Source organism: Lentzea californiensis (assembly GCF_024648825.1).
Taxonomy (GTDB): domain Bacteria; phylum Actinomycetota; class Actinomycetes; order Mycobacteriales; family Pseudonocardiaceae; genus Lentzea; species Lentzea californiensis.
Genome location: NZ_JANBBE010000005.1, coordinates 201,981 through 228,287, shown reverse-complemented (window position 1 = coordinate 228,287; position 26,307 = coordinate 201,981). Strand labels below are relative to the sequence as shown.

23 protein-coding genes and 2 pseudogenes are annotated in these 26,307 nt (G+C 69.7%); 10 read left to right on the top strand and 15 right to left on the bottom strand.

From position 1 onward, the window contains the following. Window positions 1–5: 5 nt before the first annotated feature. Window positions 6–764: a DeoR family transcriptional regulator gene (locus tag LX88_RS20575; RefSeq protein ID WP_258949404.1), complete on the top strand. Its 759-nt coding sequence runs from the start codon at window positions 6–8 to the stop codon at window positions 762–764. A 134-nt stretch (window positions 765–898) separates the two neighbouring features. Continuing rightward, window positions 899–2,032, top strand: coding sequence for a hypothetical protein (locus tag LX88_RS20570; protein ID WP_258949403.1), 1,134 nt, complete (start codon window positions 899–901; stop codon window positions 2,030–2,032). Between the two features lie 21 nt (window positions 2,033–2,053). Here the strand turns inward: LX88_RS20570 and LX88_RS20565 are convergent, their stop codons facing one another. Then, window positions 2,054–2,875 carry an IclR family transcriptional regulator gene (locus tag LX88_RS20565; protein ID WP_258949402.1) on the bottom strand — a complete coding sequence of 274 codons (822 nt, stop codon included), beginning with the start codon at window positions 2,873–2,875 and terminating at the stop codon, window positions 2,054–2,056. A 687-nt stretch (window positions 2,876–3,562) separates the two neighbouring features. Between LX88_RS20565 and LX88_RS20560 the strand changes: the two are divergent. Further along, window positions 3,563–4,207: pseudogene (locus LX88_RS20560) on the top strand (sensor histidine kinase); the annotation flags it as partial. A gap of 9 nt (window positions 4,208–4,216) precedes the next feature. Here the strand turns inward: LX88_RS20560 and vanX are convergent. The 4 genes from vanX to LX88_RS20540 form a co-directional block, all read right to left on the bottom strand. Beyond that, a complete protein-coding gene (gene vanX / locus LX88_RS20555; protein ID WP_258949401.1) occupies window positions 4,217–4,816 on the bottom strand; it encodes a D-Ala-D-Ala dipeptidase VanX in 600 nt (199 codons plus the stop codon). Continuing rightward, entirely contained in the window at window positions 4,813–5,811 is a 999-nt protein-coding gene (locus LX88_RS20550) for a D-alanine--D-alanine ligase family protein (protein WP_258949400.1), read from the bottom strand. The genes vanX and LX88_RS20550 overlap by 4 nt, the downstream gene beginning before the upstream one ends. Continuing rightward, a complete protein-coding gene (locus tag LX88_RS20545; protein ID WP_258949399.1) occupies window positions 5,808–6,770 on the bottom strand; it encodes a D-isomer specific 2-hydroxyacid dehydrogenase family protein in 963 nt (320 codons plus the stop codon). The genes LX88_RS20550 and LX88_RS20545 overlap by 4 nt, the downstream gene beginning before the upstream one ends. A gap of 70 nt (window positions 6,771–6,840) precedes the next feature. Then, window positions 6,841–7,479 carry a TetR/AcrR family transcriptional regulator gene (locus LX88_RS20540; protein WP_258949398.1) on the bottom strand — a complete coding sequence of 213 codons (639 nt, stop codon included), beginning with the start codon at window positions 7,477–7,479 and terminating at the stop codon, window positions 6,841–6,843. A 134-nt stretch (window positions 7,480–7,613) separates the two neighbouring features. Here LX88_RS20540 and LX88_RS20535 point away from each other — a divergent pair, with 134 nt between their 5' ends. From LX88_RS20535 to LX88_RS20525, 3 genes are read left to right on the top strand one after another with little or no spacing between them, the layout of a single operon-like run. Beyond that, window positions 7,614–8,417 carry an SDR family NAD(P)-dependent oxidoreductase gene (locus LX88_RS20535; protein WP_258949397.1) on the top strand — a complete coding sequence of 268 codons (804 nt, stop codon included), beginning with the start codon at window positions 7,614–7,616 and terminating at the stop codon, window positions 8,415–8,417. Between the two features lie 4 nt (window positions 8,418–8,421). Beyond that, on the top strand, window positions 8,422–9,549 hold the full coding sequence (locus tag LX88_RS20530) for a DUF5938 domain-containing protein (protein WP_090063387.1): 1,128 nt from the start codon (window positions 8,422–8,424) through the stop codon (window positions 9,547–9,549). Beyond that, a complete protein-coding gene (locus LX88_RS20525; protein ID WP_258949396.1) occupies window positions 9,549–11,087 on the top strand; it encodes an acyl-CoA synthetase in 1,539 nt (512 codons plus the stop codon). The genes LX88_RS20530 and LX88_RS20525 overlap by 1 nt, the downstream gene beginning before the upstream one ends. A 2-nt stretch (window positions 11,088–11,089) precedes the next feature. Here LX88_RS20525 and LX88_RS20520 read toward each other — a convergent pair whose 3' ends face one another. Together LX88_RS20520 and LX88_RS20515 are read right to left on the bottom strand one after the other, a co-directional pair. Beyond that, window positions 11,090–11,851, bottom strand: coding sequence for an SDR family oxidoreductase (locus tag LX88_RS20520; RefSeq protein WP_258949395.1), 762 nt, complete (start codon window positions 11,849–11,851; stop codon window positions 11,090–11,092). Between the two features lie 27 nt (window positions 11,852–11,878). Continuing rightward, window positions 11,879–12,313 carry a hypothetical protein gene (locus LX88_RS20515; RefSeq protein ID WP_258949394.1) on the bottom strand — a complete coding sequence of 145 codons (435 nt, stop codon included), beginning with the start codon at window positions 12,311–12,313 and terminating at the stop codon, window positions 11,879–11,881. 101 nt (window positions 12,314–12,414) lie between these two features. Here LX88_RS20515 and LX88_RS20510 point away from each other — a divergent pair, with 101 nt between their 5' ends. Beyond that, window positions 12,415–13,023, top strand: coding sequence for a TetR/AcrR family transcriptional regulator (locus LX88_RS20510; protein WP_258949393.1), 609 nt, complete (start codon window positions 12,415–12,417; stop codon window positions 13,021–13,023). Here LX88_RS20510 and LX88_RS20505 read toward each other — a convergent pair. Together LX88_RS20505 and LX88_RS44335 are read right to left on the bottom strand one after the other, a co-directional pair. Further along, window positions 13,020–16,022 (bottom strand): MGH1-like glycoside hydrolase domain-containing protein, encoded by a 3,003-nt coding sequence (locus LX88_RS20505; protein WP_258949392.1) that lies wholly within the window; start codon window positions 16,020–16,022, stop codon window positions 13,020–13,022. The two genes, LX88_RS20510 and LX88_RS20505, sit on opposite strands and share 4 nt — an antisense overlap. Window positions 16,023–16,046: 24 nt before the next feature. After that, window positions 16,047–17,204 (bottom strand): glycosyltransferase, encoded by a 1,158-nt coding sequence (locus LX88_RS44335; protein ID WP_258949391.1) that lies wholly within the window; start codon window positions 17,202–17,204, stop codon window positions 16,047–16,049. A 57-nt stretch (window positions 17,205–17,261) separates the two neighbouring features. Between LX88_RS44335 and LX88_RS20495 the strand changes: the two genes are divergently transcribed. Next, the gene (locus LX88_RS20495; RefSeq protein ID WP_258949390.1) at window positions 17,262–17,915 is read left to right on the top strand and encodes a class I SAM-dependent methyltransferase; all 654 of its coding nucleotides are present in this window, start codon (window positions 17,262–17,264) and stop codon (window positions 17,913–17,915) included. Here LX88_RS20495 and LX88_RS20490 read toward each other — a convergent pair. Further along, window positions 17,872–18,293, bottom strand: a pseudogene (locus tag LX88_RS20490) (hypothetical protein). The gene LX88_RS20495 and the pseudogene LX88_RS20490 sit on opposite strands and share 44 nt — an antisense overlap. Beyond that, window positions 18,286–18,603 (bottom strand): Cd(II)/Pb(II)-sensing metalloregulatory transcriptional regulator CmtR, encoded by a 318-nt coding sequence (cmtR, locus tag LX88_RS20485; protein WP_258949389.1) that lies wholly within the window; start codon window positions 18,601–18,603, stop codon window positions 18,286–18,288. Before cmtR ends, LX88_RS20490 begins: the two are co-directional and overlap by 8 nt. 229 nt (window positions 18,604–18,832) lie before the next feature. On the opposite strand from cmtR, the gene LX88_RS20480 reads away from it, so the two are divergent. Both LX88_RS20480 and LX88_RS20475 read left to right on the top strand, forming a co-directional pair. Further along, window positions 18,833–19,417: a class I SAM-dependent methyltransferase gene (locus tag LX88_RS20480; RefSeq protein WP_258949388.1), complete on the top strand. Its 585-nt coding sequence runs from the start codon at window positions 18,833–18,835 to the stop codon at window positions 19,415–19,417. Window positions 19,418–19,535: 118 nt separating this feature from the next. Continuing rightward, the gene (locus LX88_RS20475) at window positions 19,536–20,900 is read left to right on the top strand and encodes an alpha-amylase (RefSeq protein ID WP_258949387.1); all 1,365 of its coding nucleotides are present in this window, start codon (window positions 19,536–19,538) and stop codon (window positions 20,898–20,900) included. Window positions 20,901–20,952: 52 nt separating this feature from the next. On the opposite strand, the gene LX88_RS20470 is transcribed toward LX88_RS20475, so the two are convergent. From LX88_RS20470 to LX88_RS20455, 4 genes are all read right to left on the bottom strand, one after another. Next, window positions 20,953–22,086 (bottom strand): S1 family peptidase, encoded by a 1,134-nt coding sequence (locus LX88_RS20470; RefSeq protein WP_258949386.1) that lies wholly within the window; start codon window positions 22,084–22,086, stop codon window positions 20,953–20,955. Window positions 22,087–22,244: 158 nt separating this feature from the next. Beyond that, window positions 22,245–23,345, bottom strand: coding sequence for a zinc-binding dehydrogenase (locus LX88_RS20465; RefSeq protein ID WP_258949385.1), 1,101 nt, complete (start codon window positions 23,343–23,345; stop codon window positions 22,245–22,247). Continuing rightward, window positions 23,342–23,755 carry an acyl-CoA thioesterase gene (locus tag LX88_RS20460; protein WP_258949384.1) on the bottom strand — a complete coding sequence of 138 codons (414 nt, stop codon included), beginning with the start codon at window positions 23,753–23,755 and terminating at the stop codon, window positions 23,342–23,344. The genes LX88_RS20465 and LX88_RS20460 overlap by 4 nt, the downstream gene beginning before the upstream one ends. A gap of 13 nt (window positions 23,756–23,768) precedes the next feature. Next, entirely contained in the window at window positions 23,769–26,138 is a 2,370-nt protein-coding gene (locus LX88_RS20455) for a helix-turn-helix transcriptional regulator (protein ID WP_258949383.1), read from the bottom strand. Window positions 26,139–26,307 lie beyond the last annotated feature (169 nt).

Here is a 26,307-nt window from a genome sequence, read left to right as displayed (position 1 = left end):
ACGGGATGGCGGGACGACCACCGTCGGACCGTGTCCGCAGGCAGGGACAGCTCCTGGAGATCGTGGCACGGGCGGACTTCGTCGGCATCGGCGACCTCAGTCAGCAGCTCCGGGTTTCGGAAGTGACGATCCGGTCCGACCTGCGTGACCTGGAGGCCGCCGGGCACGTGCGCCGCGTGTGGGGAGGCGCGCAACCAGCCGCGAGCGCGTCACTGCGAGTTCGCCGTGATCCCGTGGCGGAGGCGGTGATGGCCGCGGCCCTGCTGCGCTCGCACGACACCGTCTTCCTCGGTGCCGGTCGGCTTTCGGCCGACGTCGCCGCCGCGTTGAACCGGCGCTCCGACCTCACCGACATCACGGTCGTCACCGGCGATCTGGCGGCGTGCGCGCAGCTCGCGGACGACCTCGGCCGCTTCACCGTGCGCGTCACCGGCGGAACGCTGCACGGCGAGGTGCTGAAGCCGGGTTTGGAAGACGGACAGCGCGATCGTGTCGACGTGGCCTTCCTCCCGTGCCACCGCGTGGACGCCAACGGCGTGGTGCACCTCGACGAAGACCAGTCTGCCGCCGTCGAAGCGTTCTCCACTGTCTCTTCCGGACGCACCGTTTTGCTCGCCTCCGCTGATGTTCTCGCCGCGACCGGCGGAACGCCCTGGCTCGCACTGGGCGGAGAACACACCCTCATCATCGCGCCGATCCAGAACCGCCGGGCTCTCGAACGACTGCGCGCCACCGGAGCACAGCTGCTCGTGGCAGCGTCCTGAGCGAGCTCGATGTCGATCGTGGAAGCGCATTCACCAACCAGCCACAGTGGACTGTTACCAGCCACCGCTGGAGGGCACCTCACCCAGGCGGACGCGGTTGCGCGCCGATTCGCCCTGCACGAAGATGACCGTTCGTGTTCGAAAGCAGGTTGGCCGAAGATCCCCTGATCGCGCGGATGAGGCACTTCCTCAACGCTTGCCAGTTCGTCGAAGTCGTGGAAGGCACAGCTGATCTGGGCCCTGAACCGGCCGATCCAGGTCCGCGAGCCCGATGGCGCGAACTGCTGCACCTGAGACTGGCGGCGTTGGTCGTGCTGGTGCGCTACGCAGAGGCCGAGGACACCTGCCGGCTTGTTCTCCGGTCGGCCGAGGCCGACGGCGACCAGACCGCGCGGGCCAGGGTCCTCGGGTACGGCTTGGCCACCGCCTACTTCCTGGGCGAGACCGAGCAGGCGGTGGACCGGCTCGACGAGGTGCTGGCGGCCGCGGAGACCATGCCGCCGGGGGCCGAGCGGATGTCCACACTGGTCGCCGCCGCGATCGGGTCCGGCATGATCGGCCTGACCGAGCTGAGCGATCTGCTGCTGAGCGGTCTCGTGGACCAGGTCGCCGCCGCTCCGGAAGGAGTCGTCCCCGCGGGAATCGTCATGTTCCTGCACGCCCTGATGACGACCCGCCGCTGCCAGCTCGCCATCGAGCTCGAACAACGGGAGCCCGCAAAGTCGGCCGGCCTCTACCGCGGTGTTCTCGACCTGGCAGCCAAGATCGGCGTCGACGTCCACGCCAAGGGAGCGCATGGATCACTGGCGGCGCGGCCCGCCGAGCTGTACCTGGCCCACCTGTGCTTCGCCAAGACGGCGATCGGTGAGACCGCCGACGTCGAGGAAATCGTGCGTTCCAAGGCGGTCACCGGCCTTGTCGACCCCTTCGACGCGGTCGGCGCGACCACGGAGATCATGTGGGGTCTGTGCCGGCTGCGCATCGGCTTGCAGGACGACGAAATCGACCCCGCTCTCCTGGAGGACCTGGCCCAACGCCTCACCGAACTCGCCTATCGCACCAGAACGCTTGTGCTGCAAGCGGAAACGACCCGCGTGCTACTGGAGGTCATCCGACTCGGCAGCGACCCGCTCAAGTGTGCAGCGGTCCGGGAACGCCACGAAGCGGCACTCGACGAGCTGGACTGGACCACGCGGTTGGAGCGGGCACGGTTCGCGGGTCTGCGATCGCAGACCATGCGCGACATCGTCCGACGCATCGCAGAATGAGTGATCGGCCCGGAAGCCGCGCTAACCGCAGGAACGACCGGCAATTCCGGATCCAGGCGAGGGCGAGTCGTCCGGAAAACCCTGAACGGGCGAGGTGCGGATGCTCTGGTTCACGGCGTGACAGGTCGCCATGACCGCGGTGCGCAGAGCCGGGACATTGCAGCCGGGCGCCCGCACGACGACGGCGAGCGAAGCGATCACCTGTCCTCTGTGGTCCACCACCGGCGCGGACACCGCGGTGTGCGCCTCCGGCACCGCGCAACTCACCACCGCCACGCCCTCGCTCCGCACGGCCGCCAGGCGCGACCGCAGCCGTTGAGGACAGGTCGGGACGTTCTCCGGCACCGCGAGCAACTCACCGGCGAGGACCTGCTCCTGCAGAGTCGCCGGGCCGTTCGCCAACAGGCACTGCCCTTGCGCGGTCGCGTACAACGGAGATCGGCTGCCCACGCGGTACGGCATCCGCACCGCATCCGGTGCTGACAGCAACTCGGTCATCACCGCTTCCACACCGTCGAGCACGCTCAGAACCACGTGCTGCCCGGTGACTCCGTGCAGCTCTCGCATGAACGGGAAAGCTCTGACACGAAGCCCTTCTGCCCGCGGCGCGAGCGTCGCGAGCTCCCACAGACCGAGCCCGATGGTGTACCCGCCCTCGGCGCACCGTTCCAGCGCCCCGAGACGCACCAGCGTCCGCGTCAACCTCAGCACAGTGGACTTCGGCAAGCCGGAACGCGCGCTCAGCGAAGTCAACGACAGCGGCCTCCGTTCCGCACCGAACGTGCGCAGCACCCGAAAAGCCCGTTCGAGCACCGGTTCGCCAATGGTCTTCGTCTCGTTCACGTCCGCTCGCGCCTCCATCCGTCCCGAAGTGGTGGTGGCAGCCACACCTGTTGTGTCGTCGCGTCGTCTCGCCCGCGTGTCAACGGGTGCGCACAACCCGCGAAACCCGGCTCACCGCTCGATGTGCACTGTCGATCACTTTCAAAACTGTAAGTTCATTGTTTCTGATGTGTCAAGAAAGCTGAGCTACCGTCTCAACTGGACAAACTTCGACACATGAGGAGTACTCGCACCAAGTCTGAGACAGACTGGAACACCAGCCTGATCGGCAGCGCAAGAACAGGCGTGGGAACTTGTCCACTTGGTTTCACTTTCGAAAGAAAGTTCGTGTTCGCCGCGACGTGTGCCACCTAGCGGTATGCGCCTTGTCCCGGCATGTGCCCCTCCATAGCTTCTCCGGGAAACAGAAACGGCGACATCTCCCGTCGCCGGGACATCGAGGAGATCCAGGATGTTGTCGACGAGAAATCAAGGCATCAGAAGGCTGCAGCCTCAGCCATCGCACTGTTCGCCATCGGGATGTTGATCGCCGGTTACGGCGCGGACCAGACCGCGAGCACGTCATCGGCCTCCGGGAAGAACACCGCGGCCGCACTTGAGGTCCAGGAGGAGACAAGGGCGGCGAAGACGATCGCGGGCATCCGCACCGCCGGAGCCCTGCAGGCCACCTACGACCGAAAAACGGCCAGGTACAGCGCCGCCAACGCCTCGCACGAGCTGCGCACGCAGCTGGCCATCACGCAGACTCTGCTCGACGTGGCGCGCAAGGACCGCGACGCCGACGAGCTCGTCGACCGGCTGCACTTCGTCAACGCGCGGGCGATCGACCTGACCGAGGCGTTGCTCCTGCTCAGCCGCGCGGACCAGCGGACGTTCACGTGTGACCGCGTCGACCTGTCGCTGCTGGCCGAGGAGGCCGTCGAGACGTTGCTGCCCCTGGCGGACAAGCACGGCGTCGCCGTCGAGACGTCCGGCGACATCGCCTTCGCCGCCGGTTCTCCGGCGCTGTTGCTGCAGATCGCGACGAACCTCGTGCACAACGCGATCGTGCACAACGACCGCGGCACCGTGTGGATCAGCACGGTCGTCGGGCCCGCGTTCGTCACGCTGACCGTGGAGAACACCGGCGAACGGCTGACGCAGCGGCTGGTGTCGACGCTGACCGAACCGTTCCAGCGCGGCACCGAACGCGTCCGCCGCGACCAGGCGGGAGTCGGCCTCGGCCTGGCGATCGTCAAGAGCATCACGCACGCGCACGACGGCACCCTCACGCTCACGCCTCGGGCCGAAGGCGGACTGCGTGTCACGGTGCGACTGCCCGCCGCACCGTGACAAGGCCACTCAGCCGATCGGGAAGTCGAAGTAGGTGTCCGGAAAGGGCTCGTCGATCAGCGTGTAGTGCCACCACTCGCTGTCGTAGCGGCGGAACCCGCAGGCTTCCATGATCGAGCAGAGGTGCTGCCGGTTCGCGGTTTCCACCTCGCCGACCGCGGCACCGTGGTGCGAGACCGGGTCCATGAGGTCGTGACCGCCGCCCATCGAGGCTAGCTCGCCAGTGCCCAGGTGGTACAACGTCAGGTCGACGGTGCTGCCGCGGCTGTGGCCCGACTTCCTGGCCACATAACCCAGTTCGAACATCTCGGCCCTGGTGATGCGCGGGTGGTAACGCGCCTTGGTCGCAAGGTCCTCGGATTGTTCGGCCCAACACAGGAAGCAGTCGACGGCGCGTTGCGGGCGATAGCCGTCCCACAGCAGCAGGCCGTACCCGAGCGACTCGGCCTTCTCGTGCGCCATCGACAGGGCCGTGACCAGCGCCTTCGTGCCGACGATCCGGTTGACCAGGTAACCGTCGACGGGCTTGCCGGTGAAGTTGTCCCACGTCGCGTACTTGGCGTCCCAGCGGATTCCGGGCACGTCCACGAAGACGAACTCGGCGTTCACTGGAGCTTTCCCGTCAGCGCGAGCGACACCAGCCGGTCGATCACGTCGCCGAGCGACAGCCCCGCGGCCGCCATCATCCTCGGGTAACGGCTGTAGGACGTGAGACCGGGCATGGTGTTGACCTCGTTGAGGACCACCTTCCCGTCCGGTGTCAGGAACATGTCGACCCGTGCGAGGCCGGAGCAGCCCAGCGCGCGGTAGACGACCTTCGCCGTCTCCTGGACGAGAGCACGCGACTCCGCCGGGATGTCCGCGGGCACGATGAACGCCGAGTTCTCCGAACCGGTCTCGGGACTGCTCTCCTGGTGGATGCGGAAGAAGCCGTGGGTGAGCGCGACCCGGTCCAGTTCGCCGACCACCAGGTCGTCCCCCGTGCCCAGGATCGAACAACCGATCTCGCTGCCCGCCACCGCTTCCTCGACCACGACCTTCGAGTCGTACTGCCGGGCGACCTCCAGCGCGACCTGCAGCTCGTCCTCAGTGGACACCTTGGTGACGCCGAACGACGATCCCGACCGGGCCGGTTTGACGAAGACCGGGTAGGCTGGCGAGTCCGGCGTGCCGGTCCAGAACGCCGGCGTCGCGACTCCCGCGCTTCGGGCGACGACGTAGGTGAGCGACTTGTCCATGCACAGCGCGGAACTCTGGACGTCGCACCCGACGTAGGGGATGCCCGACACCTCCAGCAGGCCCTGCACCGTGCCGTCCTCCCCCAGCCGGCCGTGCAGCACGGGGAACACGACGTCCAGACCCAGCGCCTCGAACCGCCCGTCGCCCAGGACGAGCAGGCCCTCGGAGCAGAGCACGACCGGGCGGCCGTCCTGCGCGTCCGGGCCCGCGCAGAGCTTCCAGTCACCGCTGCGCGTGATCTTGATCCAGAACGGGTCGTACTTCGCGGGGTCGAGGCTCCGCGCGACCTCTCCCGCGGACTTCACCGAGACGGGATGTTCCTCGAACGTCCCGCCGAAGATGATTCCGATCTTCACCTTGGTCACCGCATTCCCCCGTTCGCGAAGCTGAGACAATTGATGAGACTGTTTTCGACGGTGTCGCTCAGGGCGTGGTCCGTGTAATAGGCGGTGTGCGGAGTGATCAGCACGTTCGGCATTCTGCGCAGTCGCAGCAGCGCCTCGCTGTCGATGTCGCGGGAACGGCAGTCGGTGTAGAAGATCCCCTCCTCACCTTCGAGGACGTCCAATGCCGCTCCGCCGAGACTTCCGCTTTCCACTGCCTCGACCAGGGCCTTGGTGTCGATGAGCGGCCCACGCCCGGTGTTGATGACGATCGCGCCGTGTTTCATCAGCGCAATTCGGTCGCGATCGAGGAGGTGGTGTGTTCCCGGGTTCAACGGGGTGTGCAGCGTGACGACGTCGCTCACCCGCAGCAGTTCGTCCAGCGGCACGTAGTCGGCCGAGTTGCGGGGCCGGCTGTCGTGGGCCAGCACGCCGCAGCCGAAGCCGCGCAGCCGGTCCATCACCGCCACGCCGATGCGCCCGGTGCCGATCACGCCGATCGTCAGGTCGCGCAACTCCCTGCCGCGCACCGCGTTCAGGCGGTAGTCGTGCAGTTCAGCACGCCTGAGGACGGATCGGACGTCCCGCACGGCCATCAGCATCAGCATCACCGTGAAGTCGGCGACGCTGTCGGGCGAGTAGGCGATGTTCCCGACGGTGATGCCCAGGCTCTCGGCGTACTCGACGTCGATGTGGTCGAAGCCGACGCTCCTGGTGGAGATGTACCGGACACCCGCGCGGTCGAGCGCACGCAGAGCGGAATCGTTGATGCGCGATTTGTGGCCGACGCTGACGCACTGGTTCCCGCGGGCCAGTTCGGCGTTGGCCTCGGACACCGCCGACTCGATGATGGTCGGCGTCACTCCGCAGCGGGATGCCATTTCCCGGAACAGGACGGCCTCGTCCGGCCCGCACCCGTAAATCGTGATGCCTGTTGCCATGCCTCCCAGTCAAGGAGACATGGCGTTGCCGGTCCGTATGCGGTTTTTGATATGTCCGCGATACGGGCTTTTATCCGACCTTGGTCACCAGCAGGTCGATCACGGCGGGCAGTTCGGTGCGCAACCGCGCGACGGCGTCGGCATTACCCGTGAAATGGTGCAGCAGCGCCCGCTGGAAGATGCCGTCGAGCGTCACGTAGGTGGTGCCCGGCGACGCGGAGGGCATGCCTCCGAGCAGTTCGGCGTAGCGGCTGACGACCCGCCACACCATGTCCTCGCGGTGGCCGTCGATCTCCAGCACGTCGGCGCGGAACGACTCGTCGAACAGGCTCTGGGTGCGCAGGTCGTACCAGAGGCGGTGCAGCGGCGCGTCCTGGCCGAGGGTGTCGAAGAACATCGCCACGAACTCGGCGCGCAACTGCTCCGCCGTCGTCGACGTAGCCACGACCTCGTCGTAGCGCGTCACGCACACGACCTCGTACTGGCGGACCGCCTCGGTGATCAGGTCGCGCTTGTCGGCGAAGTAGTAGTGCAGGACCCCGTGGGAGAACTCGGAGTTCTGCGCGATCTCCCGCAGGCTGGTGCGGGCGTAGCCGAGGTCGGCGAGCGTGTGCAGCGTCGCCACGGCGAGCTCGGTCCGCCGGGCGTCGAACTTGTCGACCTGCCGGCGGGCGATCCGGTCCTGCTTGCGCGAAGCGACTTCTGTCACGCCCCGGATCCTAACGCTCACTGCGACAAACCTTGACCATTCGTCCAAAAAATCTTGGACAGTCGTCAAAGAAAAACTTGACGACTGTCAAGGAAAAGCTAGTGTGTGAGCCATCTCACCGAGGAGGCGACTCAATGACGAGTTATCAGCTGAGCGGGCGGAAAGCGCTGGTCACAGGCGGTGCCCGAGGGCTGGGCGCGGGCATGGCGCAGGCCCTCGCGGCGGCCGGGGCGTCGGTTCTGATCGGCGACGTCCTGGAGGACGAGGGCAAGCAGACCGCCCAGGCGTTGCGTGACTCGGGGGCAACGGCGGAGTTCGTGCCGCTCGATGTCACCGACGACGCGAGCTGGGCCTCAGCGGTGAGCACGGCCGTCGACGTGCTCGGCGGCCTCGACATCCTCGTGAACAACGCGGGCATCGAGATCACCAGCCTGATCACCGAACTCGAGAGCGCCGACGTCCGCAAGATGCTGGACGTGAACGTGCTGGGCACCGCGCTCGGCATGAAGCACGGCCTGCGCGCCATGCGTCCGGGAGGAGCCGCGGGCAACGGCGGCTCGATCATCAGCATCGCGTCCGTGGCGGCGACCATCGCCTTCCCCGGCATCAGCGTCTACTCGGCGACCAAGTCCGCGATCGACCGCCTGACCAGGGTCGCGGCCGCGGAATCCGGCAAGCTCGGCTACGGCGTGCGGGTCAACTGCATCTACCCCGGCCTCACGCCCACCGCGATGGGCAACCAGCTGGCCGTCGACTGCGCCCAGCTGGGCCTGTTCCCCTCGGTCGAGGCCGCGGTCGGCGCGGTCGTGGAGCTCACCCCGCTCGGCCGGCTCGGGCAGGTCGACGACATGGCCGACGCCGTGGTGTTCCTCGCGTCCGACGCCTCGAAGTTCATCACCGGGGCGGGTATCCCGGTCGACGGCGGCATGGGGATGTGACGCGATGCCCACCGACAAGCCAGTAGTCGTCTACGGGGCTTCCGGCTACACCGGTCGCCTGATCTGCGAGTACCTGCGCGAGTACGGCATCCCGTTCCTCGCCGCCGGCCGCGATGGCAAGAGGGTCAAGGAAGCCGTCGACGCCGTGCCCGGCATCGACACGGTCTCCTACGACATCGCGGAGGTCGAGCACACCGAGGAGGCGCTGACCGAGGCATTCACCGGCACCAAGGTCGTGCTCAACACCGTCGGCCCGTTCTCCCGCTACGGCCACGAGGCGGTGCGGGCGAGCCTGAACGTCGGCGCGCACTACACCGACACCAACGGCGAGCAGGACTGGATGATCGACGCCGACGCGCAGTACGGCGCCGAGTTCGCGAAGCAGGGCCTGCTGATCTCCCCCGGCATCGCGCAGATGTACACGGTCGGCGAGATCGCCGCGCAGATCTGCCTGGAGCAGCCCGGACTGGACACTTTGGACATCGGGGTGTTCTGGAAGGGTTACCCGACCGTCGCCTCCACCAACACCATCCTCACGAACGCCGCGTTCTCGAAGGCGTACTTCCTGGAGCAGAACGAGTACGTGGAATGGCCTGCGGACGCGGGTCTCTACGAGCTGGTCGTGCCCGGCCAGCACGAACTGGGCCTGGCGCTGCCGTGGGGCGGCACGGCGCATCCCGTGTGGTTCAAGAGGGATCCGCGGGTCGCGTCGGTCCGTGCGCTCGGCGGTGTGTTCAACCGGCCGTTGATGCTCGGTGTGCCGCAGATCGTCGCCGCGGCGCTGGAGCAGATGGAGGGCAAGTCGGACGCGGAGAAGTACGAGATCGTGGACGCGTTCTCCGCTCAGGTGCGCAGTGAGATGCCGCCGCGCGAGAACCCGCGGATCAACATCTCGCTCGACTCCGTGCACGCCTCGGGTCCGCTGGGCCGCGCGCACTGCGTGATCCACGGCAACTGCAACTACAAGCAGACGGCGCTGCTGAACGTGCACGCCGCTGTGCACCTGTTGCAGGACGCGCCCCGCCGGACCGGGTTCGCGTCGGGCTGCCAGGCGTTCGGGCATCGGGAGTTGCTGGGTGCGCTGCGGTCGTTCGGCCTGGTGCTCGACCCGATCCTCGAAGTGCACCGCTGATGCGGCTCTGCGACTACCTGGACAAGGGGGCGTCGCTCGGAGGCGACGCCCCCTGTCTGACCATCGACGGCTCCTCGCAGAGCTATTCCGAGGTCCAGCACCGTTCCCGAGCCATCGCGGGAGCGTTGCAGGGCAGCGGAATCGGGCCGGGTGACCGGGTCGCGGTGCTCTCAGCGAACGACCCGTTGGCGCTCACGTGCGTGTTCGGCATCTCGCGGGCAGGGGCGGTGTGGTGCCCGGTCAACCCTCGCAACGAGGCGGCGGAGAACCGGGAGCTGCTCGACCTGTTCGGGTGCCGCTGCCTGTTCTTCCAGGCGAGGTTCGCGCCGCTGGTCGACCGCATCCGGGGCGACCTGCCCGCGCTGACCACGCTGGTGTGCCTGGACGGCGAGGTGGAGGGCGCGGTCACCTTCACCGACTGGCTCTCGCGGTACGACCGTGAGCCTGACCCGGTGACGGTGGCGGACGACGACCTCTGCGTGCTGGCGGGCACCGGTGGCACGACCGGGCGACCCAAGGGCGTGCGGCTGACCGGGCACAACCTGGAGACCGCGACCGCACTCACCCTGATGAGCTACCCGTTCGGCCACCGGCCGCGCTACCTGGCGCTCGCCCCGCTCACGCACTCGGCGGGCGTGCTCACGTTCCCGATCATGTCGCTGGGCGGTGAGACGGTGATCATGCCGGCGCCGGACCTCGGCGAGTTCCTGCGGCTGATCGAGCACCACCGGATCACGCACGCGTTCCTGCCGCCGACGGTGATCTACGGCCTGCTCGACCACCCCGCGCTCGACTCGACGGAACTCGGTTCGCTGCAATGCCTCTGGTACGGCGCCGCGCCGATGTCCCCGGTGCGGCTGACCGAGGCGCTGCACCGGATCGGGCCCGTGATGGGGCAGCTGTTCGGGCAGACCGAGGCGCCGAACATGATCGCCACACTGGCTCCGGCGGACCACTTCCTGCCCGACGGTTCGATCGCGGTGGACCGGCTTTCGTCGGCGGGCAGGCCGAGCCCGCTGACCCAGGTGGCGATCATGGCCGCGGACGGTGGGCTGCTGCCCGCCGGTGAACGCGGCGAGATCGTCGTGCGCGGGCCGCTGGTGATGGCCGGGTACCACGAGAACCCGGCCGCCACGGCCGAGGTGAGCGCGCACGGCTGGCACCACACCGGTGACATCGGGTACCTCGACGCCGACAACTACCTGTTCATCGTCGACCGCGCCAAGGACATGATCATCACCGGCGGGTTCAACGTCTACTCGGCCGAGGTCGAGCAGGCGTTGCGGGCGCATCCGGCGGTCCAGGACAGCGCGGTGGTCGGGCTGCCCGACGAGAAGTGGGGCGAGCGGGTGACGGCGGTCGTGCAGTTGCGTGCCGCCGGCCAGGCCGACCCCGCCGCGCTGATCGCGTTCGTGAAGGAGCAGCTGGGCGGCGTGAAGGCGCCCAAGCAGGTCGAGATCTGGCCCGACCTGCCGCGGTCCAAGGTGGGCAAGGTGCTCAAGGCGGAGATCAGGCAGCGGCTCGCCGCCGGGACCTGACGTCACCGCACGGCTGACCGGCGGGCCTCGAGTTCGGCGAGGTGGTGTTCGAACGTGCCCGGGGCCTCGGTGAACGGCCCCTTCGGCAGCAGGGCGCCGCCGGTCATCGCCTTGCCCGCCCGGCCGGGCAGCCGCACCGGGATCAGGACCTTGCGGTCACCCCGTGCGCGGGCGATCCGCTTCGCCATGTCCTCCATGCGCCATTCCCGCGGCCCGGCGATCGGCTGCACGTACCCGCCGGCCGGCCGTCCCGCCAGCTCCACCAGCCTCGCGGCCACGTCGGCGGTGGACACCGGGCGGCTGAGCATCTTCGGCACCACGACGAACGGGCCGCGCGCCTGGTCGAGCAGCGGTTCGGCGAACTCGTGGAACTGGGTGGCGCGCAGGACCGTCCACGGCAGCGGGCCGCCGCTGACCAGTTCCTCCTGCCGGCGCTTGCCCTTGTAGTAGCCCGTGGCGACCTCGTCCACGCCCACAATGGACAGTGCGACGACGTGGTCCACACCGGCCCGCACACCCGCGTCGAGCAGGTTGCTCGTCACGGCGCCGAAGAACTCGACCGCGGCCTTCTCGCGCAGCACCATCTTGTTGCTGACGTCGATGATCGCGTCGCAGCCCTTCAGCCGCTCGACGAGCCCGTGCCCGGTGGTCAGGTCCACTCCGGACGAACGGGTCAGCACCACGGCCTCGTGCCCCGCCCGTTCCAGCTGCCGCACCACTAGCCTGCCGACCGCACCCGTTCCGCCTGCCACTGCCACCCGCATCGCCGCACTCCTCTCATAACTTCGTCATCAGGTAGACGAGGTGGAGCGTCGATCTGTGACAGCCCCGGCCGGGATCACGAGGATGACGGACATCACCACGAGCAGTCCCAGCAGGACGACGTTCAACGCCCGGTCGAGTGGCGCGTACATGTGCAGCATCGTCAGGTGGTAGACGAAGTGCAGCGTGTTGAACACCAGCAGCGCGGCGCCCGCCAGCGGCACGACGGCCTGTTTCCTGGTGTGGGCGAGCGCCATCAGGCTCAGCGCGGTGAACGCGAGGTAGGCCGCGCCGACGTCCTTGGCGAAGTGCTCGTTGTACGGACCGAGTTGGGGCAGCCAGCGCAGGCCGAACCCCGGGAACGTGTCGAACCACGTCCTCGGGGCGAAGTAGGCGAAGATCCCGACGTAGGCGGACGTGACCGCGATGAAGGCCAGGCTGATCCGGTCGAGCAGGAGTTTCACGAGACGGTCCTTTGTTCGCGTTGCGGGGCTTCAGCAGGTGGACGAGGTGGCGCTTCGATTCGTGACAGCCCCGCCCAAGATCGCCGGGTAGCGTTCAGGCCGTGGAACCAGTCGCGCTGCCGTTGGGCCGTCCTCGGGAAGAGCGGGCCGATGCCGCGCGCAACCGAGCTCACCTGATCGAGGTCGCCCGGCAGATGGTCGCGGAACTGGGCGCGGACAAGGTCACGATGGACGGCCTCGCCGAACGAGCCGGGCTCGGCAAGGGCACGGTGTTCCGGCGTTTCCGCACCCGTGCGGGCATCTTCCACACCCTGCTGGACGAGGAGGAGAAGCTCTTCCAGGAACGGGTGATGACCGGCCCGCCGCCGCTCGGACCAGGGGCACCGGCGGCCGAACGGCTGGCCGCGTTCGGGCGGGCCCGGCTCGAGTTCCTCGTCGAGCACACCGTCCTGGCGCGGGCGTCCCTCGACCCCGGCCAGCCCGTGCCCGCCGGAGACAGCCCTTCGCTGTTCCACGTCCACATGCTGCTCAGCGAGGCGTGTCCTGACGACGCCGCCAGCGGCACCCTCGCGTTGCAGCTCGTGGCGGCGCTGGAAGGGCCGATCCTGCTCTACCTGCGGACCCAGGACGAGAACGCGCCCGACCCGGAAGCCGTGGTGAACGACCTGATCACCAGCTGGCAGGTCCTGGTCGAGCGCGTCTGCCGCTAGGCCCTGGCGCGCACGGTGAAGCGGTCGATCGCCAGCGAGCCCGCGTCGAGCCTCAGCCCGAGAGCGGGTGCCCATCCCGCGACCACCGACGGGTCCACCGCGGACCCGATCGGTGCTGAGCGCAGCAAAGTCCACCGACCGGCGTGCTCCTGCCAGCTGGTCAGCTGACCGTTCTCGACCACGACGGCGAGCCGGTCGCCCGGCGCCCAGGTCAGGGTGGCGCAGCAGCCGCCGGTCGCCTCGTCGCCGTGGCGGACGCCCGCCACGGTCACGTCGACGCCCGAGGCCTTGCCCGCGTTGTTGAACCAGGCCAGGGCGAAGTCGCGGTTCCCGGCGATCTGGCCGAGGAAAAGGCTGTCCTCCGGCGCCGAGCCCGCGAACGACCGGGGTTCGACGACGATCGCCGTGCCTCGGGCGGCACCGGTGACCGGCGCGGCGAGCACCGCGCCGGCACGCGTCCCGGCGCCCGCGGTCAGCACGCCGTCCGCGACCCGCAACGCCGGTGGCGGTTCGCCGAACGGACCGTCCACCCGGTACGAGACGAGACGGTCCGTCTCGAACGTGTCGTCCCAGACGACGGTGGAGTAGGCGGCGGGATCGAACACGGTCTGCGCGGAGCTCAGCGCCGAGGTGACGCCGCTGTCGCCGGAAGCCGTTGCCAGCAAACGGATCGGCGCCCGCTCACCCAGTCCCAGGCCGGCGGGTGCCGTGACGCGCCAGCGGGTGACGAGACTCCGGCCCGTCCCCAGCTGGGCGGCGTAGGCCGGCGACAGTGGCACCGCACTCCACCCCGGCGGTACGGCCACCGTCGTCCGGACACCGCGCAAAGGTTGCTGTGCCTGCAAGGTCGTGGTCGTCTCGACCGCGCCCGCACGGACCGCGAGGTCGTCCGGCACCGAGGCACGCAGCCCTCGCACCGGTGCCCGCCACGACGAGAACGACGTGATGCCGACAGCTCCGCCGTCCGCACGCCGCGGCAGGATCCGCACCCGGCTGGTGGTCACCGCCGGTTCCACCAGGACGCGGTTCAGCTGACGTGCCACCGGTTGCGCGGGAGTTCTCCGCTGGCCCGGCACGTCACGCCATTGGCCGTCCCAGTACTGCAGGTCGAAGGTCGTCGGCACGCGCACTCCCCCGCCGTCGTCGTAGAACACGACACGAAGGTCGGAGATCGGTGCCGGTGCGCCGAGGTCGACCTCCAGCCAGTCCGCGGAGTTCGGGCTGCCGTACGACGTCCAGCGCGTGCCGGGCACGTCGAGTTGGAAGTCCTGGCCGTCGATCGCCTTGGCGGGCGGGTCTGCGCTGTAGCTGTGGGACGCGCGGGCGGTGGGGAACCCGGTACGGCTGACGTTCGCGAAGTCGTCGACGAGTTCCGGGACGTCCGCCGAGTTCCGTGCCGGGATCGTCAGGCGCACCGGCGCCAGGCCGGCTTGTGTGTGCGTGAGCCTGCCGTCGAGCCAGACCCGCAGGCCCGTGCCTTTGCCGTAGCGGCTGCCGTCCCTGTCCCACAGCACGGTCAGGTTGTGCCCGTGGTACGGCACGTTCTCGGCGGCGAAGTGGCTCCAGGAGTCCGGGACCAGCGGCGCGATCGACACCGCGTTCCCGAGCTCCGGCCGGATGCCGAGCAGGCCGGACAGCACGTTGTCGTTGAACGTCGAGTGGTTGTAGTCCTCGCTGTGGCCCTTGCCGTCGTACAGCCAGCGGTTCTCGTCGGGGTGGTGCGCCTCGGCGACGTAGGGCTCGCCGTTCTTGCGCTGTGTCAACGCATAGCCGCGCAGCACCGCCAGGTAGTCGTCGCGGTCGACGTAGGACTGCGCCGGGTAGTCGATCAGCAGGTTGGCCAGCGCGGTCAGGGTCTGGCTGGTCGCGAACGGCCAGCTGGGACCGTTCCAGCGGCAACAGCCGTTCAGCGCGTCCCGCATGAACCACGGGCTGCGACGCTCGGCGGTGGTCGGGCCGTACGCAGCGGCGAACCCCTGCGGGTCGGTCAGCTGCGCCCAGGCCGCGCTGTTGGCGGCCGGCGGCATGTGGAAGTACCACGGCACGAAGCCGATCGCCTCGCGGTCGGCGAGCTTGGTGCGGCCGGGGTTGTCGTCGCGCATGACGTGCTTGTAGAACTTGCCCGCGTCGTCCCAGAGCCACCGCTCCTGGTTCGCCCGCAACGCGTCCGCGGCCTGGTCGAACGGGCGCGCGCCGGCGGCGTCTCCTCGCGCCTTGAACAGTTGCGCGATCGCCCGCGCGTCGCCGTACTGGTAGGCGTTGAGGGTCGGCCGGAAGCCGTCGCCGCCGTGGTAGGGATCGGGGCTCTGGTACGAGCTGGCCGTGTACTCCATCGCGTCCCACACCGGCGTCTGCCAGTAGAGCCCCAGGTCCTGGTCGAGCTGCGGCGACCAGCGCTGCCACTGCCGCACGAGCTCGGGCAGCCGGTCGGTGGCGAACCGGGAGCGGCCGTCGACGGCGGCGCGTGCGGCCACGGCGTCGGCGGCCCAGAACGAGTACTGGTGTGCCCAGTCGGTGGTGTTCTTGTTGAGGAAGTCGGTCGCGGGCTTCGGACCGGCGCCGGAGCCGCGCAGCCAGTAGTCGACGTAGTCGTCCAGGTAGCGGTGGTCGCGCAGCCAGCGGCCCTCGTAGACGTGGTGGCCCGCCGCGGCGACGATGCCGCCGTTCGGGGCGGAGTAGCCGACCGGGCCGAGGAACTCGGAGACGATCCAGCCGTCCTTCGGCCTGGTGTACTTGAGCGCCTCGCGGTAGGTGCGCCAGCGGTAGTAGTAGGTGTCGCGGATCTCCCGGTCGGGGAGGTCGACGAACGGGATGTTGGCCTCGTACCAGGCCGGCTCCGGGACGTTCCCCAGCAGCCCGGCGTGGTCGAGGAAGTTCGTGCCCGCACCCACTGAGGGGTACGGGTCAGGTGCCGCCGCGCGGTCCTGCCGTGCCACCGCCGGCCCTGCCGTCGAAATCGCTAACGCCGCCACCACGAGCATCGTCATTGACACGCGCATGGGCCCATTGAAGTGGGAGCGCTCTCAACGCGCAAGACTCAACGCAGTCCGACATACCTCCACAGGATCTCGAACATCCGCGATCGTCGCCGCCGCCCGTGCCGCCGCAGCGGCGAAGCCCGGGTCACCCAGCACCCGCGTCACGGCGTCGTGCAGGCCCTCGACCGTGGACGGCCGCACGAGCAGCCCGCTGCCCTGCCGCGCCACCCGGCACGCCATCTCCCACTGGTCGCCGCCACCGGGCACCACCACGACGGGAACGGCGGCCCGCAACGCCTTGACCAGCATCCCGTGCCCGCCACCGCACACCAGGACCGCGGCCTGGCGCAGCAGCGCGTCCTGGTCACCCGGCCCCGACCGAGCCCACGACGGCAGGTCGGCCGGTGCGGGCGCGAACGTCGACACCACTGCCCGCACGTCCTTGCCCCGCAACGCTTCCAGCGTCATTTCCGCCATGCCCCGCGTCCCGGTCCACGCCGTCGAGGGGGCGATCACCACCAGCGGAGCGTCACCCGGCGGCGGGGTCAGCGTCTCCTTGCTGGCCTCCCACAGCAGCGGCCCCACGACGTGCGCGTCGCGCGGCCAGTCCGGACGCGGCACCTCCAGCGCGGGCAACGTCGCGATCAACCGCGCCGCCGGGCCCGTTCCCTGGGCGTCGAGCCCGATCCGTTGCCGCACAACGGCACGCTGGCGTTCCCCTTGACGGAGCGACCTCGCCGTCATGGCCCGCAGCACCGAGTCGCGCAGCTTTCCGCGCACGCCGGTTCCGGCGGCCAGCCCGCTGCCCATCGGCGGCAGCCACTTCGACGGTTCGTAGAGCGGATGCGGCGACAGCTGCACCCACGGCACGCCGGCCAGTTCGGCGGCCATGCTCGCACCCAGCGCGAGGACGTCGCACACCACCAGATCCGGTTGCAGCGCGGCGAGTTGGGGGGCGAGTGCCAGCGCCAGCGTCGCGGCCTGGTCGTGCAGCGCACGCCCGAGATCCGGCGCGTCCTTCAAGTCGTCCAGCGCCAGGCCGGGCACTCGCGAGGCCGTGATCCCCTCGGCGGCGGCACGCTCGATCCAGCGTTCACCGGTCAGCAGGACCGGGGTGTCGCCGGCCTCCGTGAACCGCAGGCACAACGCGATGGCCGGCACCACATGACCGGGATCTCCCCCGGAGACAACCACGACTCGCACCGGGGCACATCTAGCCCTCTTCGCCCGGCCTGTCCAGTTTCGTGTTGGCTGGACGGCATGGACGAGCACCGCTGGCAGAGGTACTGGGACCGCAAGTCGGCGAACTACGACGCGGAGATCGGCGTCCTGGACCGCCGGGTCTTCGGCGACTCCCGCCAGTGGGCCTGCGCCCAGGCCACCGGGGAGGTGCTGGAGGTCGCCGTCGGCACCGGCCTCAACCTGCCGCACTACCCCAGCGGCGTCACGCTGACCGGCCTGGACCTGAGTGAGCAGATGCTCGGCCTCGCCCGCTCCCGCGCCGCGGACCTCGGACTGGAGGTCGTGCTGCGGCAGGGCACCGCGCACGCCCTGCCGTTCGGCGACGCCTCGTTCGACACGGTCGTGTGCACGCTGGGCCTCTGCGCCATCCCCGACCACGAGACCGCGGTGACCGAGATGGTCCGGGTGCTGCGGCCGGGCGGACGGCTGGTCCTCCTCGACCACGTCGCCAGCTCGTCCCGTCTCGCGCGGGGCGTGCAGTGGCTCGTGGAGCGGATCACGGTCCCGATGGCGGGCGAGCACTTCCTGCGCCGCCCGCTGCACCTGGTCGAGGCCGCCGGCCTGGTCGTCGAGCAACGGCAGCGCTTCAAGCTCGGGGTCGTGGAACGACTCGTCGCCCGCAAACCGGTCAGCAGCAGTGGTGACCCCGCCACGCCTCCCGACCTTCCTTGACCGCCACCGCGGCGATCACGAGTGCCGCCAGCGGATCGGCCCACCACCAGCCGAACAGGCTGTTCACCACGAGTCCCACCAGCAGCACCGCGGACAGCTAGGGAACGACACGGCGATCACCTTGAGCGCCGTCCGTTCGCGCTTGCCGGGGTCGCGCCCGGCGAACTACCAGGCCACCGCGGTCGCCGACGCCACCTCGATCACCGAGTCCAGCCCGAACCCGATCAGCGCCGTCGACCCCGCCACCGTGCCGGCCGCGAGCGCGATGACCGCCTCGACCACGTTGTAGGTGATCGTGGCGGCCACGAACATCCGCACCCGCCGCCGGAGCACGAGCTTCCGCTCGTCGGCGACGGGCGCGCAGCAGGCGTCACTCATCGGCGCAGTCCGGTCCGGGCTCGACGGCCAGCACGACGTCCACGAGCTCGCTGATCGCGCGCTTCAGGCGCGGGTCCGCCAGCTCGTAGCGCACCTGGCGACCCTGGTAGGTCGCGACGACCAGGCCGCAGCCGCGCAGGCACGAGAGGTGGTTGGAGACGTTCGACCTGGTCAGCCCCAACGACTCGGCGAGCTGCGCGGGATAGCCGTGCCCCTCGAGCAGCGCGATCAGGATGCGGCAGCGCGTCGGGTCGGCCAACGCGCGGCCCAGCCGCGCGAGGGCCGTCTCCCGCGTCTCACAGGTCAGCATGAATCGAACTGTACAGCCGGAGCTGAACAGTTCAGCGCACGCGGTCCGTTGCGCAGCCGACGAGGAGCACGACCAGGACGGCTGCGAGCGCGTGGTCACCGCTGAGCGCGAACACGCCCGCGAGTGTGAGCCAGAGCACAAGCCTCATGGGTCGAGGTTAGGGACCGTACGACGGAGTCCGCATCTCATTTGGGCAAGGCTTGATGGTCCCTTAAGCAAAACTGCAAACGTGACGACACGCGAGTTCTGGGACCGGCACGCTGCGACGTTCGACGACGAGCCCGACCACGGCCTGCGCGATCCACGGGTGCGCGACGCCTGGGCGCGGCTCCTCCTGCCGCTCGTCCCGCCGGCCTCCTCCGTCGTCGATCTCGGGTGCGGCACCGGCAGCCTGTCGGTGCTGCTCGCCGAAGCCGGCCACGACGTGCACGGCCTGGACCTGTCCGAGGAGATGGTGAAGGCCGCGCGAGCCAAAGCCGCCGCGTTGGGTGTGGCCGCCGAGTTCAGCGTCGGCAACGCGGCTCACCCGCCGCACCCGAAGGCCTCGTTCGGCGTCGTGCTGGCGCGGCACGCGCTGTGGGCGTTGCCGGATCCGGCCTCGGCGCTGGAGGAGTGGGTGTCGTTGCTGGCGCCGGGCGGCGTTCTCCTGCTGGTGGAGGGCCGGTGGTCGACCGGCGCCGGACTGACCTCCGCGCAGACCCGCGAGCTGGTGCTCGGGGTGCGCGCGGAGGCCGTGGTCACCCCGTTGACGAGCGAGGACCTGTGGGAGCGTTCGATCGAGGACGAGCGCTACCTCGTCGCGAGCCGGCGGTAGGGCAGGTCGGCGGAATGCGGCGCAAGGCCGAATTGCTCCAGAAAGTTCTTGCAACGCTTTGCTCGGTGTGCCTGCGGGTGCTACGACCTTCAGTGAACCCCTGCAGCAAGGAGACAACGTGGTTTCCTCGGCTTCGCGCACCCTTCTCGCGGTGTTGCTGATCGTCGGACTGTCCACACCGGTGCAAAGTCTTGCGGCGCCACCGGGCGCCAAGGACGTCACCGCCACCCTGTTCCAATGGCCGTTCGCCCGCGTGGCGGCGGAATGCACGAACGTCCTCGGCCCCAAGGGCTACGGCTACGTCGAGGTCTCCCCCGCGACCGAGCACGTCCAGGGTCCGCAGTGGTGGACCAGCTACCAGCCCGTGAGCTACCGGATCGCCGGGCGCCTCGGTGACGAGAACGCCTTCCGGAACATGGTCAGCACCTGCCACAACGCGGGTGTGAAGGTCATCGCCGACGCGGTGATCAACCACATGAGCGCCGGATCGGGGACGGGTACCGGCGGCACCGGCTATTCGAAGTACAACTACCCAGGTGTGTACAGCGACTGGGACTTCCACCCGTGCCGCTCGCACATCAACAACTACCAGGACCGCTACAACGTCCAGAACTGCGAGCTCGTCGGTCTGTCCGATCTGGACACCGGCAGCGAGTACGTGCGCGGGGCGATCGCCGGGTACCTGAACCGCCTGATCTCGATGGGCGTCGACGGGTTCCGCGTCGACGCGGCCAAGCACATGGCCGCGGGCGACCTGGCGGCGATCAAGGGGAAGCTGAGCAACCCCAACGTGTTCTGGGTGCACGAGGTGATCTACGGCGCGGGCGAGGCCGTGCAGCCCGGCGAGTACACGGGATCGGGTGACGTGGACGAGTTCCGCTACGCCTACGACCTCAAGCGGATCTTCCAGAACGAGAACCTGGCCTACCTGAAGACGTTCGGCCAGCCGTGGGGTTTCCTGCCCAGTGGTCAGGCACGGCCGTTCGTCGACAACTGGGACACCGAGCGCAACGGTTCCACGTTGACGTACAAGGACGGTTCGACCTACACGCTGGCAAACGTCTTCATGCTGGCGTGGAACTACGGTGCACCGCAGGTGTATTCGGGCTACGAGTTCAGCGACAAGGACGCCGGTCCACCCGGCGGTTCCGTCTGCTACAGCAACGGCTGGAAGTGCCAGCACGCCTGGACACAGGTCGCGAACATGATGGCGTTCCGCAACACCGTGGCGGGCACCGACGTGAACAACTGGCAGGACAACGGGTTCGACCTGATCGCGTTCGGTCGCGGCGGCAAGGGCTTCGTGGCGATCAACAGCGAGACGTTCGCGGTGACCCGCACGTTCCAGACCGCGCTGCCCGCCGGGAGCTACTGCAACGTCCAGGAGAACGGCTGCGTCCGCGTGACCGTCGACTCCTCGGGCAGGTTCACGACGACGCTCGGCGCCGGCACCGCCCTGGCACTGCACGTCAACGCGCGCTGAAAGAACCACCGGCTGTCCACCGCATCGCGCGGTGGACAGCCGGGAGTTCCTATCAGGCGGTGTGCAGCCTCAAGCCGTAGACGTTGAGGATCTCGTTGATCGGTTGGAACCACGTGCGACCGCCGCTGGAGCAGTTGCCGTAGCCGCCGGACGTGACGCCCTGGGCCTGGTCACCGGTGATGAACGAACCACCGGAGTCGCCACCCTCGGCGCAGACGCTCGTGCCCGCCATCTGGTGCACGTCGCCCTGCGCGTAGCGGATCGTCTCGTTGCGGCTCTGGATCACGCCGCAGTGCCACTGGGTCGTGGAACCCGAGCGGCAGACCGAGGTGCCGACCGGCGCCTCCCACGAACCGCGCACCAGCGCGTCGGGCACGCGGCCCCAGCCGAGCACGACCGGCACGGTCCACCAGCCGCCGCCGGTGCGCACCCACGCGTAGTCGTTGCCGGGGAAGGAGGATCCGGCGAAGTTGCCCTGGAAGGAGCGGTCCCAGCCGTAGACGGCCGCGCCGTTCCCGCCGCAGTGGCCCGCCGTCACGTAGCCGCCGTGCACCGAGAAACCGATGGAGCAGCGGACGTTGCCGGTGTAGTACGGGTCGCCGCCGACCGTGCCGGCCGCGAACGGCTGCGGCTGCCGCACACCGTCGGTGCGCACGGTGATGGAACCGAGCTGACGTGCCTTGTCCAGGAACGAGGCCACCTCAGCGGTCTGCTTGCCCGCCTCGACGTTCACCACGACGGTTCCCGTGCGCGGGTCGGGGTGCCAGCTCGCGACGGCGGACGGCACCGCTCCGGACGCGGACAGGGCGTCGAGGCGGTTCTTCTGCGCCGTCATGGACCCGGCCGACCGACCGACGACCACGGCGTCGGCGCCGGTGGCCTCGACCTTGCGTGCGGCGGTCCTGTCCGTCACGGCCACGACCAGGCGGTTCTTCGCCTCGTCGAACCAGCTGCCGGCGAGTGCGGCTCCGGCCTCGCTTTCGGCGCGCGGCGCGATGGCCGACGCGTGTTGCTCCTTCTCCAGGCGCAACCGCGCCTGGGCCTCGGTCAGCCCGAACGCCGAGCTCATCGCGGTGAGCAGGCCGGGTGACATCTCCTTCTCCGAGGCCTGGGCGGGCGCGGTGAAGGTGGCTCCGACCAGCACGAGTGCCAGCGCGGGCACGATTCTGGGCAGGGTTGAGCGCATGCTCTTCTCCTTGTCCGTGCAGGGATCGCTACCCGCCCCGTTGCGGGAAGCGGCGAACATGAGAGCGCTCCCACCGTGGCGCAGACAGCCCTCGGTGGTCAACAGCTGACACCGGAACTGTCCTGCCCGAATCGTGCCCGGACGGGCGAGAACGGGCATCACCGCATGACGACGACCTGACGGACGGCCTCACCGGAGGCGAGCTTCGCGAACCCGTCGTTGATCTCGTCGAGCTCCAGCCGCCCGGACAGCAGGCCGTCGACGGGCAGCCGTCCCGCGCGGTAGAGGTCGACGAACCGCGGCACGTCGCGGCGGGGTACGCACGAGCCGAGGTAGCTGCCTTTGAGCGTGCGTTCCTCGGCGACCAGGTTGAGCGCGGGCAGCGACACGGTGCGGTCGGGGTGCGGCAGGCCGACGGTGACGGTGGTGCCGCCGACGGCCGTGGCGGCATAGGCCTGTTCGAGCACCGCGGCCACACCGGTCGTGTCGATGACCTTGTCCGCGCCGCCGCCGGTCAGATCCCGGACGTGGGCGACGACGTCCGGCCCGCCCGCCGCCTCGTGCGTGGCGCCGAGCGTGAGAGCCAGCTTGCGCTTGTGCTCGACCACGTCCACCGCCACGACCTGCGTCGCGCCCGCCGTCACGGCCGCGAGCACCGCCGCCAGGCCGACGCCGCCGAGGCCGAACACCGCGACCTTGTCCCCCGGCTTCACCTCGGCGCTGTAGAACGCGGCGCCCGCACCGGTGAGCACGGCGCAGCCGAACAGCGCGGCGACGTCGAACGGCAGGTCCTTCGGGATTCGGGTGGCCGACCGGCCGGAGATCACCGTGTACTCGGCGAACCCGGACACGCCCAGGTGGTGGTGCGGGCGCGTGCCGTCCGGGAGGGTCCAGCGGCGCTGACCGCCGAGCAGCGTGCCGTCGCGGTTCGCCGCGGCTCCGGGCTCGCACAACGCCTGGCGGCCCGACGCGCACCGGCGGCAGGCACCGCACGCGGGCACGAACGACAGCACGACGTGGTCGCCCGCCTCGAACTCGGCGTTCGGGCCGGCCTCCACGACCTCGCCAGCCGCCTCGTGGCCGAGCACCATGGGCAACGGCCGGACGCGCGAGCCGTCGATCACGGACAGGTCGGAGTGGCACAGGCCGGTGGCGTGCACGCGCACCAGCAGTTCACCGGGACCGGGTGGGTCGAGTTCGAGCTCGACGACCTCGAGCGGCCCGCCGATTCCGGTCAGCACCGCGCCTCGCGTCTTCACGCCACCACCAGACCTTCCATCGCCGTGCGCAGGTTCGCGGGGATCTCCACCGGTTTGCGGCTCTCGCGGTCCACGAACACGTGCACGAAGTGGCCCTCGGCCACGACGTCCTCGCGTCCCTCGAAGAAGAACCCGACCTCGTAGCGCACGCTCGACCGGCCGAGGTGCCCCACGCGCAGTCCGGCGTCGAGCGCCTCCGGGAACGACACCGAGGCGCGGTAGTTGCAGTGCGACTCCACGCAGAGCCCGATGTGCTGCCCGGCCTGGATGTCCAGCCCGGCGCCGATCAGCCACGTGTTGATCACGGTGTCCATGAACGCGTAGTGGACGACGTTGTTCACGTGGCCGTAGACGTCGTTGTCCGCCCACCGGGTCGGAATCCCCTGCCAGTGCCGGTACTGCTCGCGCACGCATCCTCCATCGTCAATCGAGTCTCCTGGTGAGCTCGACCCTCGACCGCACGCCGAGCCGCGCGAAGATGTTGCGCAGGTGGTGCTCGACGGTGCGGTGGCTCAGGAACAACCGCGCAGCGACCTCGCGGTTGGTGGCGCCCTCGGCGACCAGCCTGGCGATCTGCGCCTGCTGCGGCGTCAGGCCGGGGTGATCTTTGGGCTCGCTCGTGGAGTCGCCGGCCGCGCGCAGTTCGGCGCTGGCCCGCTCGACCCAGTGATCGGCCTGGTAGGACTGGAAGATGCGCACGGCGTCGCGCAGGTGTTCGCGCGCCGCCTTGGGCTTGCGTCCGCGGCGCAGCCGGTTGCCGTACAGCAGCTCGGTCTTCGCGAGTTCGAGGGCGGTGCCGCTGGCGCGGTGCAGCCGGATCGCCTCCTCGAAGTGCTCGTCGGCGGTGCCGCTCTCCAGCAGGCCGCGGCAGCGGTGCGAGAGCGCGAGGCGGGCCGTGCTGCCCGTCGTGCCGGCCCACTTCTCGAACGGTTGCAGCGCTCTGTCCGCCGTGGACGGTTTGCCGCACGCCACGGCGGCCTCGACCACGTGCGGTGCGGCCATCACCTTGATGCCGGCATGTCCAGGCTGCAGCCGGAACCGGTCCAGCGCGTCGGCGGGCCGGTCGCGCGCCAGGTCGACGCAGGCGAACGCCCAGGCACCGAACGTGCCGGGCCTGGTCAGGCCGCGCTGGGTGATCTGCTCGGTGGCCGTGTCGATGCGGTGCAGCGCGGTGTCCGAGTCGCCGCGCAGGGCCGCCAGCAGCGCGAGGATCGTCAGGTGGTCGACCACGGCGTTGTGCTGCCCGATCGCCGTCGCCGCGTGCACGCCCTCGGTCGCCGCCGTCAGCGCCGCCGCGTGCTGGTCCAGCAGCAACGCCGACAACGCGCGGTACACCAGCGCCCACGGCACCAGTGCGGTGAACCCGCTCTCCCGTGCGGCCGTGACCGCGCTGGTCGCCATCTCGTGCGACCTCGTGGCGTCCCCGAGCACGTAGGCGGCCTGGCTCGCCCAGATCCGCGCCTGCGGTCCGGGCACTTCGTCGGCCAGGTCCACGACGGTGCGCAACGCGGGCAGCGCCTCGTCGTGCCTGCCGTCGAACGTCGCCAGCATCCCGGTGAGGTGGTCGAGCGTGAGCCGGGTGGCCGGTGGCTCGTCGCCGCGGCGGATCTCCTTCGCGAACTCGGCGACGGCGGCGAAGCGGCGGGGGTCCCCGGCGATGCTGGCCGCCTCACCCGCGAACCCCAGCGCGGCGACCGCGAGCTCCCGCCGGGTGCCGACCAGGCCTTTCGCGGCGCGGATGAGCCGGTCCGCCGCCACGTCCGGGAGGCTCTCGCCGAGGTCGATCCCGCCGACGACCAGGTCCATCAAGGCCCTGAGCTCCGGCGTGTGGGTCATCTTCGTCGCGGTGCGGAGGACGGCTCGCGACCGGTGCGGCGCGCCGTGCGCCCAGTGGTCGGCGGCGGCCTTGAGCAGGTGGTGCGCCTTCAGCTCGGGATCGGTCGTGAGGCGGGCCGCGCGGTCCTGGTCCCGGGCGGCCGTCGCGAAGTCACCACACCGTCGCGCGTGTTCGGCGTAGGTGGTGAGGACGTCGGCGAGCCCGGCGTCCTGCGTCGTGACCGCCTGGTGCCACGTGCGGCGGGCACCCGGCGGCAGGGTCTCCGCCAGTACGGCGTGGGCCCGGCGTCTCAGCGGCAGCGGCACGTCGGCCCGCAGCGCGGACCGGACCAGCTTGCGCGGGTCGAACAGCGGCCCGGCCTCGGTCACCGCGTCCAGGTCGAGCGTCTCGGGGTCGACCTCCTCGTCGACCGCCACCATCGCGACGACCTGCTGCGCTTCGGGGGACAGCGCGGCGAAGCGGGCCCGCCACCTCAGCCGCAGCGAGCTGTTCTCCGGCAGCACCTCCGGCGCCGGCGCGATGCCGCCGAGCTGCGCGGACGTGAGCGATCCGGCCAGCTCGACCAGCGCCAGCGGGTTCCCGCAGGCCAGCTCCACCAGGTCCGCGGCGAGGGTGGAGGGCAGGCCGGGCACGAGGTCGTGCAGCACGCGGATGCTCGTCACGGCGTCGAGTGGATCGAGGGTGATGCTCGGCAGTCCGCGTGGCTCGCCCTCGGTGGCGATGAGCAGCGCACCCCTCGTGCCTCCTACGTCACGCGCAAGCTGCAGAAGGTCGTCGTCGAGTTCGGGGACGTCCACGCACAACAACGCGTCGTAGGCGTCCTCCACCGCATTGAGCAGCGCAGTCTTGCCCGAGCCAGCCTCACCGCACAGCACAAGCACTCCGCCGCACCCAACGCGCGCACGCTCCACCAACGCGTCCACGGCGACGCGTTGCCGCTCTCGGCCACGCAGCATCGGACCAGTCTTACGGCGGTTGCCGCTCCTCCGGAAGGGGTAAGCGGCAAATTCACCTACCACCGTTAGTTTTGCCACCGAAGTTGTTCACCGAGACCGGTGGTTGCACCGATGCGCACGTGGAGTCAGTGGTTGCAGGGTCGAATCGTTCCTCCCCCAGTTCCCCTGC